Source organism: Streptomyces sp. NPDC041122 (genome assembly GCF_055592445.1).
Genome location: NZ_JBVIYQ010000002.1, coordinates 26,332 through 41,789, shown reverse-complemented (window position 1 = coordinate 41,789; position 15,458 = coordinate 26,332). Strand labels below are relative to the sequence as shown.

At 71.2% G+C, this 15,458-nt stretch carries 16 protein-coding genes; 10 read left to right on the top strand and 6 right to left on the bottom strand.

Annotation, left to right across the window (positions count from 1 at the left end; all coding sequences use genetic code 11):
- Positions 1–28 precede the first annotated feature (28 nt).
- Both ACZ6B8_RS06610 and ACZ6B8_RS06605 read right to left on the bottom strand, forming a co-directional pair.
- A complete protein-coding gene (locus tag ACZ6B8_RS06610) occupies positions 29–1,441 on the bottom strand; it encodes a sensor histidine kinase (protein WP_471606499.1) in 1,413 nt (470 codons plus the stop codon).
- Positions 1,442–1,456: 15 nt separating this feature from the next.
- The gene (locus tag ACZ6B8_RS06605) at positions 1,457–2,146 is read right to left on the bottom strand and encodes a response regulator transcription factor (protein ID WP_471076624.1); all 690 of its coding nucleotides are present in this window, start codon (positions 2,144–2,146) and stop codon (positions 1,457–1,459) included.
- Between the two features lie 283 nt (positions 2,147–2,429).
- On the opposite strand from ACZ6B8_RS06605, the gene ACZ6B8_RS06600 reads away from it, so the two are divergent.
- The 8 genes from ACZ6B8_RS06600 (at position 2,430) to ACZ6B8_RS06565 (ending at position 9,414) form a co-directional block, all read left to right on the top strand.
- Complete coding sequence (locus ACZ6B8_RS06600) at positions 2,430–3,209, top strand: amino acid ABC transporter ATP-binding protein (RefSeq protein WP_471606498.1); 780 nt, start codon at positions 2,430–2,432, stop codon at positions 3,207–3,209.
- Between the two features lie 46 nt (positions 3,210–3,255).
- Positions 3,256–4,176, top strand: a complete 921-nt coding sequence (locus ACZ6B8_RS06595) for a glutamate ABC transporter substrate-binding protein (protein WP_471076619.1) — start codon at positions 3,256–3,258, stop codon at positions 4,174–4,176.
- Between the two features lie 122 nt (positions 4,177–4,298).
- Positions 4,299–4,946: an amino acid ABC transporter permease gene (locus ACZ6B8_RS06590; protein ID WP_355804303.1), complete on the top strand. Its 648-nt coding sequence runs from the start codon at positions 4,299–4,301 to the stop codon at positions 4,944–4,946.
- Positions 4,943–5,956, top strand: a complete 1,014-nt coding sequence (locus tag ACZ6B8_RS06585) for an amino acid ABC transporter permease (RefSeq protein ID WP_471606497.1) — start codon at positions 4,943–4,945, stop codon at positions 5,954–5,956. The genes ACZ6B8_RS06590 and ACZ6B8_RS06585 overlap by 4 nt, the downstream gene beginning before the upstream one ends.
- A gap of 334 nt (positions 5,957–6,290) precedes the next feature.
- Positions 6,291–7,967 carry an FAD-dependent monooxygenase gene (locus ACZ6B8_RS06580; protein ID WP_471606496.1) on the top strand — a complete coding sequence of 559 codons (1,677 nt, stop codon included), beginning with the start codon at positions 6,291–6,293 and terminating at the stop codon, positions 7,965–7,967.
- A gap of 110 nt (positions 7,968–8,077) precedes the next feature.
- Positions 8,078–8,335 (top strand): putative leader peptide, encoded by a 258-nt coding sequence (locus ACZ6B8_RS06575; protein WP_471606495.1) that lies wholly within the window; start codon positions 8,078–8,080, stop codon positions 8,333–8,335.
- Positions 8,336–8,416: 81 nt separating this feature from the next.
- Positions 8,417–8,965 (top strand): cupin domain-containing protein, encoded by a 549-nt coding sequence (locus ACZ6B8_RS06570; RefSeq protein ID WP_471606494.1) that lies wholly within the window; start codon positions 8,417–8,419, stop codon positions 8,963–8,965.
- Positions 8,966–8,979: 14 nt separating this feature from the next.
- Positions 8,980–9,414 carry a rhodanese-like domain-containing protein gene (locus tag ACZ6B8_RS06565; protein WP_471606493.1) on the top strand — a complete coding sequence of 145 codons (435 nt, stop codon included), beginning with the start codon at positions 8,980–8,982 and terminating at the stop codon, positions 9,412–9,414.
- 156 nt (positions 9,415–9,570) lie between these two features.
- Here the strand turns inward: ACZ6B8_RS06565 and recX are convergent, their stop codons facing one another.
- On the bottom strand, positions 9,571–10,341 hold the full coding sequence (gene recX / locus ACZ6B8_RS06560; RefSeq protein ID WP_471606492.1) for a recombination regulator RecX: 771 nt from the start codon (positions 10,339–10,341) through the stop codon (positions 9,571–9,573).
- A gap of 3 nt (positions 10,342–10,344) precedes the next feature.
- Positions 10,345–11,466, bottom strand: coding sequence for a recombinase RecA (recA, locus tag ACZ6B8_RS06555; protein ID WP_471076599.1), 1,122 nt, complete (start codon positions 11,464–11,466; stop codon positions 10,345–10,347).
- 337 nt (positions 11,467–11,803) lie between these two features.
- On the opposite strand from recA, the gene ACZ6B8_RS06550 reads away from it, so the two are divergent.
- Positions 11,804–12,622 carry a hypothetical protein gene (locus ACZ6B8_RS06550; RefSeq protein WP_471606491.1) on the top strand — a complete coding sequence of 273 codons (819 nt, stop codon included), beginning with the start codon at positions 11,804–11,806 and terminating at the stop codon, positions 12,620–12,622.
- Positions 12,623–12,670: 48 nt separating this feature from the next.
- Here ACZ6B8_RS06550 and ACZ6B8_RS06545 read toward each other — a convergent pair whose 3' ends face one another.
- Both ACZ6B8_RS06545 and ACZ6B8_RS06540 read right to left on the bottom strand, forming a co-directional pair.
- Positions 12,671–13,948 carry an AI-2E family transporter gene (locus ACZ6B8_RS06545; protein WP_471076593.1) on the bottom strand — a complete coding sequence of 426 codons (1,278 nt, stop codon included), beginning with the start codon at positions 13,946–13,948 and terminating at the stop codon, positions 12,671–12,673.
- Positions 13,949–14,152: 204 nt separating this feature from the next.
- Positions 14,153–14,347 carry a DUF3046 domain-containing protein gene (locus tag ACZ6B8_RS06540; RefSeq protein WP_355804287.1) on the bottom strand — a complete coding sequence of 65 codons (195 nt, stop codon included), beginning with the start codon at positions 14,345–14,347 and terminating at the stop codon, positions 14,153–14,155.
- 79 nt (positions 14,348–14,426) lie between these two features.
- Here ACZ6B8_RS06540 and ACZ6B8_RS06535 point away from each other — a divergent pair, with 79 nt between their 5' ends.
- On the top strand, positions 14,427–15,392 hold the full coding sequence (locus tag ACZ6B8_RS06535; protein WP_471606490.1) for a hypothetical protein: 966 nt from the start codon (positions 14,427–14,429) through the stop codon (positions 15,390–15,392).
- Positions 15,393–15,458 lie beyond the last annotated feature (66 nt).

Below are 15,458 nucleotides of genomic sequence, written 5' to 3'. Positions count from 1 at the left end.
AGCGGCCTCGGCCGCCTCACAGACCGCCTCACAGAGACGACGGCTCGCTGCGCGGAACGCTGACCGTCACCTTCAGCCCGTGCGGTGTGTGCCGGGCGTACGCGATGGAGCCGCCGCCCGCGGCGAGCAGGGCCCGCGAGATGGACAGGCCGAGCCCCGAACCCTTCACGTTCTGATGGCGGTTGCTGCGCCAGAAGCGGTCGCCGACGCGGGCCAGCTCGTCCTCAGTGAGGCCGGGGCCGCCGTCGGTGACCACGACGGTCGTCGTCGCCTCGCTGGAGGAGACCGACACGTGGACCGGGCCGCCCTCCGGGGTGAACTTCAGGGCGTTGTCGATCACCGCGTCCAGCGCGCTGGAGAGGGCGACCGGGTCGGCCCAGCCGGTGGTGGCCGGGCAGTCACCCGTCAGGCGCACGCCCCGCTCGTCGGCGAGCGGCCGCCAGGAGGCGACGCGTTCGGCGGCCAGCTCGCCGATGTCGGTGAGGCTCAGGTCGGCGGCCGCGTGCTCGGCGAGGGCCAGGTCGAGCAGGTCGTCGAGGACCTGTGTCAGGCGCTTGCCCTCGGTGCGCACGGAAGCGATCTCCTCGTTGCCCTCGGGCAGTTCGAGGGCGAGGAGCTCGATGCGCAGCAGCAGCGCCGAGAGGGGGTTGCGCAGCTGGTGCGAGGCGTCGGCGACGAAGGCGCGCTGCTGCTCCAGGACGTCCTCGACGTGGTCGGCCATCTCGTTGAACGACCGGGCCAGGCGTCTGAGTTCCGGCGGGCCGCCCGCCGCCGCGACCCGGGACTTGAGGCGTCCGGTCGCTATGTCGTGCGTGGTCGCGTCCAGCACGCGCACCGGCCGCAGCACCCAGCCGGTGAGCCGCAGGGCCGCGCCGACGGCCAGCAGCATCGCGGCGAACTCACCGGCGACGATCAGCAGCCAGCCGCGCAGGGTCTGCGACCGCATGCGGCCGGTCGGCGAGTCCGTGACCACGACGGCGATGACGTCGCCGTCCTTGATCACCGGGGACGCGACGGCCAGCCGCCCCCGCTGCCACGGCCACACCTGTTCGGGATCGTGGCTGCCGCGCGACCGGAGCGCCTCTTCGAAGGCGTCCCGCACGTCCCCGCGCCGGGGCAGGAACCAGTCGCTCGGCGCGTTCGCCATGGGCCCGTCGTCGCGGTAGAAGACGCCCGCGCGGATGCCGTACACGTCGTAGTAGTCGTCGAGTTCCTTCTGCAGCGTGTCGCGGCGCTCGTCCTTGCTCCCCACGACCCGCGACCCCGTGGGACGTTTGGTGACGAACTGGGCGAGCGACGCGAAGCGCGCCGTGTCGTCGATCCGGTCGACGACCACCTTCTGCTGCTGGGCGGCCGCGACGCTGACGGCGAGCGGGAAGCCGAGGGCGAGCAGGACGCCCGCCATCAGGATGATCAGCAGCGGGAGGAGCCGAGAGCGCACCTGTCCTCGCCGGGACTACGCGGCCGGAGCGACGAGCCGGTAGCCCACGCCGCGCACGGTCTCGATCAGGGCCGGCATGTGCAGCTTGGACCGCAGGGACGCGACATGCACTTCCAGGGTGCGGCCGGTCCCCTCCCAACTGGTCCGCCACACCTCGCTGATGATCTGTTCCCGGCGGAACACCACGCCGGGGCGCTGCGCGAGAAGGGCGAGCAGGTCGAACTCCTTGCGGGTCAGTTGCACGACCGAACCGTCCACGCTGACCTGGCGCGTGGGCAGTTCGATCCGCACGGAGCCGAGCCGCACGTCGCCTTCGCCGCCCGCCGGCGCGCCGTCCGCCGTCGGGCGCCGGATGACCGCGTGGATACGGGCGATGAGCTCGCCGGTGTCGTACGGCTTCACCACGTAGTCGTCGGCCCCGAGGTTCAGACCGTGGATGCGGGAGCGTACGTCCGAGCGGGCCGTCACCATGATCACCGGCGTCGAGCCGCGCTTGCGGATCTTTCCGCACACCTCGTAGCCGTCCTGGTCGGGCAGGCCGAGGTCGAGCAGCACCACTCCGAAGGGGGGCGCCTGCGCGGGCAGCAGCGCCTGCAGGGCTTCCTCGCCACTGCGCGCGTGCACGACGTCGAAACCGTGCCGGGCCAGGACCGCGGACAGGGCGGCCGCCACATGATCGTCGTCCTCGACGAGAAGCAGTCGCACAGGGGCCCCCTCCAGTTCATCGGTCGTTCTGTCGTCGCAGGTAGTGGCGGCCCTCGCTCGCGGGCGCACAAGGCATCCACGCCGATGGATAAGGACCGCGTCAAGAGGGTTCAGGGCACCTGTACGTTCCGTTACCCACCCGGTACGAGCACCGTGCGCCCTCTTCACACGGTGTGTCCGGTTGCGGCCGGATCGTTATGCTCAATTTCCCCTCAGATGTAATGACGCTGGTCGCACTGGGTTATTACTGTCCTCCCAACCGAGGAGGATGGAGCAACAAGCCGTGACCGAAGCATCGGTGACCAAGGACGCCATACCGTCTGGGGCCGACGACCTGGTCGTGCTGAAGAACGTCAACAAGCACTTCGGCGCTCTGCACGTCCTCCAGGACATCGACCTGACCATCGCCCGCGGCGAGGTCGTCGTCGTGATCGGCCCCTCCGGGTCCGGCAAGTCGACCCTGTGCCGCGCCATCAACCGCCTGGAGACGGTCGAGTCGGGAGACATCTCGATCGACGGCAAGCCGCTGCCCCAGGAGGGCAAGGAGCTCGCCAGGCTCCGGGCCGACGTGGGCATGGTCTTCCAGTCGTTCAACCTCTTCGCGCACAAGACCGTGCTCGAGAACGTGACGCTGGGCCAGATCAAGGTACGCAGGACCGGCAAGGCGGAGGCCGAGAAGAAGGCACGCGAGCTGCTGGACCGCGTGGGCGTCGCCGCGCAGGCCGACAAGTACCCCGCGCAGCTCTCCGGCGGACAGCAGCAACGCGTGGCCATCGCCCGCGCGTTGGCGATGGACCCCAAGGTGATGCTCTTCGACGAGCCCACGTCGGCGCTCGACCCGGAGATGATCAACGAGGTCCTCGAGGTGATGCAGCAGCTGGCCAGGGAGGGGATGACCATGGTCGTCGTCACCCACGAGATGGGCTTCGCCCGCTCGGCGGCCAACCGCGTCGTCTTCATGGCGGACGGCCGGATCGTCGAAGAGGCCGTGCCGGACCAGTTCTTCAACAACCCGCGCAGCGACCGGGCCAAGGACTTCCTGTCGAAGATCCTCAAGCACTGAGGCTCCCACGCCGTCTCCACAGCAGTCGAACCAAAGGATGTTCACCATGAAGCTCCGCAAGTCCGCAGCTGCCGCCGCGGTCGTCGCCGCCCTCGCCCTCACCGCCACCGCGTGTGGCGGCGAGGAGGGTACGGCCGGCGACAAGCCGAAGGACCCGACCGGCGGCAAGAACGCGCCCAAGCTGCCCACGTACGCCGTGAAGTCGGACGTGAAGGTCGACTCGGCGGTCCTGAAGAAGGCCCAGAAGGCCGGCAAGATCGTCATCGGCGCCAAGGACGACCAGCCGTACCTGGGGTTCAAGGACAGCGCCGGCAAGCGCTCCGGCTTCGACATCGAGATCGCCAAGATGGTCGCGGCCGACCTCGGCTTCAAGCCCGACCAGATCGAGTTCAAGACGATCGACTCCGGTGTGCGGGAGACCACCATCTCCAAGGGCGACGTCGACCTCTACGTAGGCACGTACACCATCAACGACGAGCGCAAGAAGCAGGTCGGTTTCGCCGGCCCGTACTTCATGGCCGGCGCCGACCTCCTCGTCCGCCACGACGAGAAGAGCATCACCGGTCCGGACTCCGTGAAGGGCAAGAAGGTCTGCTCCATCGTCGGCTCCACTCCGCTCCAGGAGATCAAGAAGCCGAAGTACGGGGCCAAGACCGTCGAGCTGGCCAAGTACTCGGAGTGCGTGCAGCAGCTCATCAACAAGGAGGTCGACGCCGTCACCACCGACGACGCCATCCTCAAGGGCTACGCGGCCCAGCAGCCGAAGGCGCTCAAGGTGGTCGGCAAGCCGTTCACCAAGGAGCCCTACGGCATCGGCATGAACAAGAACGACAAGGCGCTGCGCGACGCGGTGGCGGACGCCATCGAGGCGCACCAGAAGAACGGCGACTACAAGAAGGCCTACGACGCGACGCTCGGCCTCTCGAACTCCAAGTTCACCGAGCCGCCGGCCCTCGAGCGCTACTGACTCCACCGCTCGTCCGCACCACTCCCCGGCAGTGAGCTGACCGGGCCCCCGTACGCACCGAGAACGGTGCGTACGGGGCCGGCTCCCCCTGCCCGACCACTGCCGCCCACGAGGACATCCCCGTGAATGTACTGCTCGACCATTTGGCGGAATTCCGCGAGGGATTCATAGGCACCGTCTGGCTGACCGTCGCCAGTGGCGCGCTCGCGCTGCTCCTCGGCATCGTGCTCGCCGGTTTCCGGGTCTCGCCGGTACCACCGCTGCGGTTCTTCGGCACCGCCTGGGTCACCCTGTTCCGGAACACGCCGCTGACGCTGCTCTTCCTCACCATCTGGTTCGCGGTGCCGCAGGTCTTCGACTTCGGCTTCGACCCGTGGACCAAGGCGCTGATCGTGCTCAGCGTCTACACCTCGTCGTTCGTCTGCGAGGCCGTCAGGTCCGGCATCAACACGGTGCCCCTGGGCCAGGCGGAGGCCGCCCGATCGCTCGGCATGACCTTCTTCCAGACCCTCGGCACGATCGTCCTGCCCCAGGCCGTGCGCACCGTGCTGCCGCCGCTGAGCAGCATCTTCATCGCGCTGACGAAGAACTCCGCCATCGCGGGCGCGTTCAGCGTCACGGAGCTGTTCGGCTGGCAGAAGTTCCTCAGTGACCAGGGCTTCGCCATCGCCTGGCTCTTCCTCTGGGTGGCGCTCGGCTACCTCGTGATCACATTCACCATCAGCGGTCTGTTCCGGCTGCTGGAGCGGAGCATGGAGGTCGCACGATGAGCTCCAGCGTCCTGTACGACGCTCCGGGCCCCAAGGCCCGGATGCGCAACCGCATCTACTCCGTCGTCGGCACGGCCGCCATCATCGGTCTCATCGCCTTCGTGATCATGCGCCTCGCGGACCGCGGTCACTTCGCGTCCGAGGTCTGGAACACCTTCAATTACTCCAACGTGCGGACCACCATCCGCGACGGCATCGTCACCACCCTGAAGGTCTTCGCGCTCGCCGGCGTGCTCTCCCTGGTGCTCGGCGCGCTGCTCGCGGTGGCCCGCGCGTCGGACCACCGCCCGGTCCGCTGGGTGGCCACCGGATTCATCGAGCTGTTCCGTGCCATCCCGCTGCTGATCACGATCTACGCGCTGTGGGTGCTCTTCCTCACCTACAAGGGCGACCTGGGTCCCATCGGGACGAACAACGGCTTCTGGGCCCTCGTCATCGGCCTGGCCATCTACAACGGCGCGGTGCAGGCGGAGGTGCTGCGAGCCGGCTTCAACGCCGTCCCGCGCGGTCAGGTGGAGGCGGCCTACGCGCTGGGGCTGCGCAAGTCCCAGGTCATGACGATGCTGCTGATCCCGCAGGCGATCAGGTCCATGCTGCCGACGATCATCAGCCAGCTGGTGGTCACGCTCAAGGACACCTCGCTCGGCTACATCATCACGTACGCGGAGCTGCTGTACGCGGGGCGCCAGCTGGCCAACACCACGCTCGTCAACGGCCAGTACATCTACGTTCCGGTGATCATGGTCGTCGGCACGATCTACGTGGCGATGTGCATGGCCCTCTCCGCGCTCGCCACCTGGGTCGAGAAGCGCGGGCGGCGCACCCGGACGGGCATCGCCGTGGCGGCGGCAGCCGAACCGGCCGAGGCCCCCGGGGTGCTCGACCCGTCCGAAGCGGCCGGCCCGACGACGGACGCCGCGCAGTCGACCGGCACGCTCCTGGCGGAGCCCAAGGCCGACACGGCACGTGGCGACGATCCCGGCCACGAACCGCCGTCCAAGGGGAACTGAGTACGCATCAGGAGCTGTCCTGCGGTGACAGGGGAGGCGGCGGCCACCGGGCCGCCGCCTCCCCTGTTCTTCGCCCGTCGGGCGCGTACTCCTCTCCGTAGACGCGGCCGACGGGGCCGCCCGCACGGCGAACACGCGATCGATGAGACGATCGGGCAAGGCCGTGACGTCCGCCGTCGTGTCACCGCCGCCGTCGCTTGACGCAAGCACCGGCAGTGGGTTGCATACGTTCTGTGATCGTGCACCGGGCTCCAACTGCCAGTTCTCGTACGTACGTCCAGCGCTTCCGGGCAGCCCGGACCCTCGGAGCCCAGCGGGCCGGAGGGTGTGCGCCGTGGACCCGGTGATCGTCGTCGGCGCGGGCCCGGTCGGACTCGCGCTCGCCCTCGCCCTCGCCCGTCAGGCGGTGCCCACCGTCGTCCTCGACGAGGGTCCGGGCAAGGACGAGCCGCGGCCGGCGCGGACCGTCGTGCTCCGCGAGGACACCGCGGCGTTCGTGGAGCGACTCGCAGGCCATTCGTTCGGAGACACGGAATCGGGCGCGCGGTGGGCGGGCTGGCGTTCCGTACGGCGCAAACAGCTGATGCGCGAGCTCGACTTCGACGACGAGACCCCCTCCCCGCTCCATCTGCCGCAGCACACACTGACCGGCGCACTGCGCGACGCCATCGCCGACGAACGGCTCGTCAAGATCGCGGTCGACAGCAAACTCGACTCCCTGGAACAGGACCCCGCCGGGCTGACCGCCCACACGCGCGGCCCCAAGGGAACCTGGTGGCGCGGCAGTTACCTGGTGGGCTGCGACGGCGCCCGTTCCACGGTGCGCAAACTCCTCGACGTCCGCTTCCCCGGCCGCACGGCCGTCGAACGACACGCCGTGGCCACGCTGCGCACGGAACTTCCCTGGCCGGGTCAGGCGTTGTTGCATCGGATGCCCCCGTGGCGCGGCGGAGGCGCCGAAGTGACGGGCCGCCCGCTCGCCGACGGGGCGTGGCGGCTCGACTGGCTGCTCCCGCCCCGCGGCGAGCTGGTGACGCCCGACGCCCTCGTCACCCGCATCCGCGAGACCCTGGCCGGTTGGTGCGGCGGCTCCACACCGCCGTACGAACTGCTCGACACGGGCGTGCACACGGTCCACCACCGGCTCGCCCGACGGTGGCGGGTCGGCCGCGCCTTCCTCGCCGGGGACGCCGCGCACCTCCTCGGCGCGCTCGGCACCCAGGGGCTCGACGAGGGACTGCGGGACGCCGACAACTTGGCCTGGAAGCTGGCGCTCACCTGGCACCACGGCGGGCACGAAGCGCTGCTCGACAGCTATCAGGTCGAGCGGCGGGCCGGCGTGGCCGCACGCCTGCGCGCCGCCGACCAGGCGCTGCCGGTGCTGCGCGGCGGCAAGGGCCTGCGTGCGTACGTGCCGGGGAGCGCGCGCGGGCACGACACGCTCCTCACGGACGGTCACGTGGGGCGCGGGACGCTCGGCGCGCCCTCGTCGTACGCCGAGTCACCACTGGCACCCGCCCCCTCGGAGTCCGTCCTCGCGGTGGACACGGAGCCGGGTGCGCCGGTCGCGGACGTACGGGTCACGGCGCCCGACGGGTCCTTCGTCCCACTGCGCGACCGGCTCGGGGGCGGGCATCTGATCGTCCTGCTGGTCGCGCCGGGGACCGGGGTGTGGGAGCGGCGGCACTGGGTGACGGCCGGGATCATGCCGCGGCTCGCCGCCGCCGTGACGGCGCTGCCGCACCCGGCCGAGCTGCTCGTCGCGGAGAGCTATCCCGGGGCCGCCGCCCACGCGGTCCTCCTCATCCGCCCGGACGGCCACCTGGTCACCGCGTTCTCCGGGGTGCGCCCGGCAGAGCTGTACGCGGCGGCCGAGGCGGCACTGGGCGGCCCGGCACCGGCGAGGCGGAAGGCCAGGTCAGGGGCGGAGACGGACGCCGCCCGTTCTGACCGGGAGGGCGAGGCGGAGAGTACGGCGGGGGCGGCGGGGGGCGTACGGCCGAGGGCGTAGGCGGGGAGGAGCGGAGGCGCGAGATCCGGGGCCGCGGGAATCCCGGACCGCGAGGGTGTGAGGCTGCGGGCCTGCGGGAGCCGGGACTGTGGCCAGCCGAGGCCGGAGCTGTGGGGCTGCCAGTCCAGCGCCGTGGTCGGCTCCGGCGGGGACCGCTCGCCGGTATCGCGAGCGAAACCCACATCTCGGTTCAGGGCACCGCCTGCTGCCCCCCGACGGCTGACCGACCGCATGCTGAGTCAGGGTTGACCGGTTTCCACCCCCGTGGTCTACTCCGGATCGTGACCGACACCGATGTTCGCCTGTGGCGGAGGGTCCACATGGACCTCGTCCGCTACGCAGGCTGCGTGTGTCACCCGTCCTGCTGAATTCGCCTGATCTCCTCGCGCGCTGAGCGCCCCCTGAGGGCCGTCTCGCGCGCTTTTCCGCGAACCTCCAGGACGGTACCCGTGTCTGTCGCCCCTTCCTCCGCCGTACCCGCCGCCACCGCTGCCACGCCTTCGTCGGCGCCCACCGCGGCCGAACTCCTCGCCTTCGTCCGCCGCACGGCGGCCGACGCCGAACTCATCGCCTCCCTGCCGCTCGACCCCGAAGGCCGCACCTGGGTGCGGCTGCAGGGCCCCGGCGGCAGCGAGGCCTGGCTGATCGGCTGGCCGCCCGGGACCGGCACCGGCTGGCACGACCACGCGGAGTCGGTCGGCGCCTTCCTCACCGCGGCGGGCACCCTCAAGGAGAACTCGCTCGCCGCCCGCCTGCCCACCGACGGCTGGAAGACCCTCGAACTCTCCGACGACGTCGACCGCGAACGGCAGCTGACGGCCGGCGAGGGCCGCGCCTTCGGCACCAACCACGTGCACGAAGTGCTGAACGAGTCCGCGACCGAGCACGCCGTCTCCGTGCACGCCTACTACCCGCCCCTCCCCCGGATCCGCCGCTACAGCCGCACCGGTGACGTGCTCCGCCTGGAGTCCGTGGAGCGCCCGGAGGACTGGCAGTGACCCAAGGACGACCAGTGAGTGGAGGACCGGCGGCGAGCGGCAACGACCACCTCGGTGAACAGCCGCTCGGCATCGACGAGTTGCTCGACCGCGTCCGGCTAGAGCTCGACCGGCTCACCCCTCAGGAGGCGTACGAGACCGCCGAAGGCGGCGGCCTGCTGGTCGACATCCGCTATGCGGCGCTGCGCGAACGCGACGGCCTGATCCCCGGCGCGCTCGTCGTCGAGCGCAACGAGCTGGAGTGGCGCCTCGATCCGCGGGGCAGCCATCGCGCGCCGGAGGCCACCGGTCACGACCTGCGCGTCGTGGTCGTCTGCAACGAGGGGTACGCGTCCAGCCTCGCGGCCGTCTCCTTGCGGCAGTTGGGCCTACGGCACGCCACCGACCTGGTCGGCGGCTTCCAGGCATGGCGGGCGGCGGGGCTGCCGGTGGTCGACGCCGAAGCGTGAGCACGCACGCGTGGGTGCCGCTTACCGAGACCCTTGTGATCTGTGGCTCGGTAAGGGGCACCCACCCGCACGCTCACGTCGGACCGACATACGCCCCGGCACCCTCGATGCGAGAGTCGTTCCGGCTGCCGCCCCACCCCCGTGGGAGCGGCCCGCTCAGAACGCCCCGTACCCCAAGTCGTCCGTGTCCTCGCCCTCTTCCTCCAGGGCCTGGCGGACCACTCTGAGCGCCATGCCCTCCCCATAACCCTTGCGGGCGAGCATGCCCGCGAGGCGGCGCAAGCGCTTGTCCCGGTCGAGGCCACGCGTGGATCGGAGCTTGCGGGCGACCAGCTCGCGCGCGGTGGCCTCCTCCTGCTCCGGGTCGAGCTGTCCCACGGCTTCGTCGATCAGCGTGGAGTCCACACCCTTGGTGCGCAGTTCCCGCGCGAGCGCGCGGCGGGCCAGGCCCCGGCCGTGGTGCCGGGACTCCACCCACGCGTCCGCGAAGGCACTGTCGTTGATCAGGCCGACCTCTTCGAAGCGGGAGAGCACTTCCTCCGTCACCTCGTCGGGGATCTCCCGCTTGCGCAACGCGTCCGCGAGCTGCTTGCGCGTCCGCGCCGTGCCGGTGAGCAGGCGCAGACAGATCGCCCGCGCCCGCTCGGCCGGATCCTGCGGCTCCCCCTTCTCGGCCCTCGACGAGGTGGGGGCGCCGCTGTCCTGGTGGCCGTCGGAGCCACCGCGCCGCCGACGGCGTCCGCGCCCCCGGGCGTCACCGAAGCCGTCACCACCGAGGCCGTCACCCTCGATGGCCTCCGAACCGCCGCGCCGGCTGCCGGCCCGGCCCGTGCCGTCCTGATCCGCACCGTCCCCGTGGCCCCGCCCGGCGGGGCCGGGGCGGTTTTCGGGGGCGGTGTGGTCCGCCCAGTCCGTTCGTCGCGTCACGGCCTAGCTCTTGGCCGCCGCGGCCTTCTTGGTGGCCTTGGCCGCCGGCGCGGGCACCGTCTTGGCGTCGTCGGCCACGGCCGCGGGCGCCGCCGCGTCCACCACCGGCTCCTCGGCCGGGGCCTCGGGCTTCACGCCGACGCCCAGCTTCTCCTTGATCTTCCTCTCGATCTCGTTGGCGAGGTCGGGGTTGTCCTTGAGGAAGTTGCGGGCGTTCTCCTTGCCCTGGCCGAGCTGGTCGCCCTCGTACGTGTACCAGGCGCCGGCCTTGCGGACGAAGCCGTGCTCCACGCCCATGTCGATCAGGCCGCCCTCGCGGCTGATGCCCTGGCCGTAGAGGATGTCGAACTCGGCCTGCTTGAAGGGCGGCGCGACCTTGTTCTTGACGACCTTGACGCGGGTGCGGTTGCCGACCGCGTCCGTGCCGTCCTTGAGGGTCTCGATGCGGCGGATGTCCATGCGCACCGAGGCGTAGAACTTCAGCGCGCGGCCACCGGTCGTGGTCTCCGGCGAGCCGAACATCACGCCGATCTTCTCGCGGAGCTGGTTGATGAAGATCGCGGTGGTCTTGGACTGGTTGAGCGCGCTGGTGATCTTCCGGAGCGCCTGGCTCATCAGACGGGCCTGGAGACCCACGTGCGAGTCGCCCATCTCGCCCTCGATCTCCGCGCGCGGCACCAGGGCGGCGACGGAGTCGATGACGATCAGGTCGAGGGCGCCGGAGCGGACCAGCATGTCGACGATCTCGAGGGCCTGCTCGCCGTTGTCCGGCTGGGACAGGATGAGGTTGTCGATGTCGACGCCGAGCTTCTTCGCGTACTCGGGGTCGAGGGCGTGCTCCGCGTCCACGAAGGCCACGGCGCCGCCCGCCCGCTGGGCGTTGGCCACGGCGTGCAGCGTGAGGGTCGTCTTACCGGAGGACTCCGGTCCGTACACCTCCACCACACGGCCGCGCGGGATGCCGCCGACGCCGAGCGCGACGTCGAGCGCGGTCGACCCGGTGGGGATGACCTCGATGGGCTCGTTCGGCCGCTCGCCCATGCGCATCACTGCGCCCTTGCCGAATTGCCGTTCAATCTGTGCGAGCGCGGCGTCGAGCGCCTTCTCGCGGTCGGTTCCTGCCATGGGTTCCACCCGATTTGCTTGAGTCGATCGCTTCACGTCAAAGACGCTAACGCCTGCCACTGACAATCCGCCCCGACGCCCGTCCAGCCTGTGGATAACTCGAGGCCCCGACCCCTGGCCGATCCCTCGTCGCCTCCTCTGGAGCGTCCCGGGAATCCTCCGCTCAGCCCCGGAAAATCGCCGCCGGACACCCCATAAGAATGGATGTTCGATTTCAGTGTCAAGCGTGGCACGCCGCAGCCGGCGGCGTTGTCAGGGGCGGTACTCCTCCGAGCGTACGACCGGTGCCTTCGGCCGGAGGACGACCTCGGCGGCGGCTCCGGCCAGGCTTCTCCTCATGGACATCCGCAGCACGGAGCTCCCCGGTCGGCCACGGGAGCACGGCCGCCGCCCCGACGACGGCCCGCACCTCGCGCCGTCCGTGCGCCCGGCCGAGCTCCTCTGTCACGGGATCGCGGCCGCCCTCGTCGTCTCGGGCCTGGCACACCTCGTGGTCTTCGCGGTCGACGGCGGCCCGTGGGAGGGGCCCGTCTCCTGGCGCAAGCCCGTGACGTTCGGTCTCTCCTTCGGTGTGACCCTGTCGGCGCTCGCCTGGGTCACCTCGTATCTGCGGATGGGCGACCGCGTCCGGACCGTCCTGCTCGTCGTGTTCGCCGCCGACTGCGTGCTGGAGGTCGGCGGGATCACCCTGCAGGCGTGGCGTGGCGTGCCCTCGCATCTCGACATGGAGACCCGCTTCGACTCCGCGGTGTCCATGGCCCTCGCGGTGGGCGGAGCGGCCCTCGTCGTCCTGCTCACGACGTTCGCGGTCATCTCGTTCAGGCGGCGGCCCGGCGGCCCTGCGGGGATGCCACTGGCGGTCCGGGCGGGTTTCGGGGTCCTGCTCGTCGCGCCGGCGTCGGGCGCCGCGATGATCGCCCGCGGCGTGTACCTCACCCGGACCGGACACCAGGAGGAGGCGTACGCCTCCACGGCTCCGCTCAAGGCGCTGCACGGAGTGAGCCTGCACGCCGTGCTCGTCCTGCCCGCCCTCGCCTGGCTGCTGTCCCGCACGCCCTGGGGCGAGGGCGCGCGGATCCGGATGGTGGGCACGGCGGTCGGCCTCTACGGAGTGGCCGTTCTCGCCGCCGGAGCCTGGGGCGTCTTCTCCTACTGACCTTGGGTCCGGCTCTCTGCTGCCCCAGGCCGGCCCCGGTCCGTCCTCCTACTCCTCCCGGTCCGGCTTCGGCCGTTCCTCGGCGGAGGCGGGGGGCGCCTCCGGGTGGTTCGGCCCGCGCAGTCCGCGCCGCACGCGCGCGAGGAGCGGCGCTCCGACCTGGCGCCGGTGACCGTGCACCCGGGGGTCGTCCGTGACGTCGTACCTCTTCACGTACGCCCCCAGGAAGGCCTGCAGCGTGGCGACCGCGGGGATGGCGATGAGCGCGCCGACCGCGCCGAGGAGCGCGGTGCCGGCGATGACCGAGCCGAAGGCGACCGCGGGGTGGATGTCCACGCTCTTGGCGGTCAGCTTGGGCTGCAGCACGTAGTTCTCGAACTGCTGGTAGACGACCACGAAGACCAGCACCCAGAGCGCGTACCAGGGGTCGACCGTGAAGGCGATCAGCATCGGCAGTGCGCCCGCCAGGTAGGTGCCGATGGTGGGGATGAACTGGGACACGAGGCCCACCCACACGCCGAGCACGGGCGCGTAGGGGACGCTGAGCACCTGCAGCAGGATGTAGTGCGCGATCCCGGAGATCAGCGCCATCAGGCCGCGTGAGTAGAGGTAGCCGCCGGTCTTGTCGACCGCGATCTCCCAGGCGCGCAGCACCTCGGCCTGCCGCGCGGGCGGCAGCACCGAGCACAGCGCGCGCCGCAGCCGCGGGCCGTCGGCCGCGAAGTAGAACGAGAACAACAGGATCGTCAGGAGCTGGAACAGCCCGCCGAGGACCTGCGCGGAGACGTCCAGGACGCCGCTGGCGCTGTTCTGCACGTACTTCTGGAGCCAGTCGGAGTGGACCAGGCTGTCCTGCACCTCGACGCGGGAGAGGTCCGTGTGGAAGGTCTGGTTGATCCAGCTGATGACCTTGTCGAGGTAGTCCGGGAAGTCCTCCACCATGTCGACGATCTGGCCCGCGAGCATGGACCCCATCAGCGTGACGAACCCCGCGCCGGCGATCACGACGCTCAAGAAGACCAGGAAGGTGGCGAATCCCCTGCGCAGCCCGCGCGCGGCCATCCAGCTCACCGCGGGCTCGACCGCCAGCGCGAGGAAGAAGGCGATCAGGATGTTGATCAGCAGCCCGGTCAGCTGATGGAACGCCCAACTGCCCAGCTGGAAACAGGCGATGAGCGCGAGGGCGAGCACCATGGCCCGCGGCAGCCACCGCGGCATGCGGGCGCCCGGCCCTGCCTCGGCCCCGGCGGGGGGCTGTGCGGGCGGCGTCGTGCCGAGGGGAGCGGTGTCCTTGGTGACCTGCGCGGTCTCATCTGTCGGTGCCACGGAGCCAGTCTCGCCCACGCCGCCGGCAATCGACCGCCGCCCCCGCATCTTGGGACACCTCCGTGAACGAGCGCACATGTCCGGGGACACCGGCAGGGCAGGCGCCGGGATGCCGACCAGGGCAGGCGCAGAGATCTCGGGCACACCCTGGGCGGACGGACTGTACGCGCGCGTGCAGTCCGCCGGCGCTCCGGCCGGCCCAGGTCAGCGCCTGTCGTCCGGCACGCCCATCGCCGTGCACACCGCGCGCCAGACGTCCTTGGCCTCCCAGCCCGCGTCCAGCGCCTCGTTGACCGTGCGGCCGCCCAGCTCCGACATCACGTGGTCGCGCGCGAAGGAGTCGGCGTACCCCGCACCGAAGTGAGCCGCCATCCGCTGCCAGAAGACCGTCAACCGCATGACTCCAGTATCGCGCCCCTGAGAGTGCAGCCGGGCACAGGGGGCTTGCCGAGAACGCTTTCCGCCCTACCTTCGGAACATGGCCGAAACCGGAGCATCCCCCGACGCAGTGCCCTCCCCCGACGCGGCGCCCTCCCCGGTCGCCCGCGCCGAGCGCTTCGTCTGGCTCACCGCGCGCGTCCTCGAGCAGCGGCGGTTCGCGTACCACTTCCTCCACGGCGCGGGCGGCGCCCCGGCCGCGGACGCGGTCGAGACCGCTCTGACCTCGTACGCCACCGCTGACGGCGGGTACGGCTACGCGCTCGAACCCGATCTGCGCGGCCCCGTCGGCCAGCCCCTGCACGTCGGGCACGCGCTGCGCGTACTGGACTCGATCCACCGCTGCGGCGGGCAGCGGGTGGAGCGCGTGTGCCGGTATCTCACGTCGGTGTCGACGGCCGCGGGGGCCCTGCCCGCGATCCATCCCAGCCAGCGCGGCTACCCCTCGGCGCCCTTCGTCCCGGTCGTGGAGGACCCGCCCGGCGAACTGCTCGCCACCGGCCCGGTGGTGGGTCTGCTGCACCGCAACGACGTGTGGCACGCCTGGCTCTTCCGGGCCACGGACTTCTGCTGGGCGGCCGTCGAGTCGCTGGAGAAGTCACACCCGTACGAGGTCCAGGCGGCGGTCGCTTTCCTGGACGGCGTGCCCGACCGCTCCCGCGCGCGGGCCGCCGCCGACCGGCTGGGCCGCCTCGTGCGGCGGCAGCGGCTCGCGGCGCTGGACCCGGACGACCTGGACACCTGTCCGGTGGCTCCCGGTTACGCGCCGGGAGAGCACCACTTCCCGCACGACTTCGCGAAGACCCCGGAATCGCTCGCCCGCTCGTGGTTCACCGACGCGGAGATGGAACGGTCGCTCGACTTCCTCGCCCGGGAGCAGCAGGAGGACGGCGGCTGGCCCGTGCGCTGGCGCCAGTGGGCGCCGGGCACGGCCCTGGAGTCGCGCCCGATCGTCACCATCGAGGCGCTGCGCACGCTCCGGGCGTACGGGCGGCCCATCGGCTGACGGATTCGGCTCTCGCGCACGACCGGTTCGGGCACCCCGTCGGCCCGTCCCGTTCCGCGACCGGCG

Bases quoted from the DNA above. Each gene is read 5' to 3' on its own strand.
- ACZ6B8_RS06595 (WP_471076619.1), top strand. From the start codon at position 3,256: ATGAAGCTCCGCAAGTCCGCAGCTGCCGCCGCGGTCGTCGCCGCCCTC.
- ACZ6B8_RS06585 (WP_471606497.1), top strand. From the start codon at position 4,943: ATGAGCTCCAGCGTCCTGTACGACGCTCCGGGCCCCAAGGCCCGGATG.
- recA (WP_471076599.1), bottom strand. From the start codon at position 11,466: ATGGCAGGAACCGACCGCGAGAAGGCGCTCGACGCCGCGCTCGCACAG.
- ACZ6B8_RS06550 (WP_471606491.1), top strand. From the start codon at position 11,804: ATGGACATCCGCAGCACGGAGCTCCCCGGTCGGCCACGGGAGCACGGC.
- ACZ6B8_RS06540 (WP_355804287.1), bottom strand. From the start codon at position 14,347: ATGCGGTTGACGGTCTTCTGGCAGCGGATGGCGGCTCACTTCGGTGCG.
- ACZ6B8_RS06535 (WP_471606490.1), top strand. From the start codon at position 14,427: ATGGCCGAAACCGGAGCATCCCCCGACGCAGTGCCCTCCCCCGACGCG.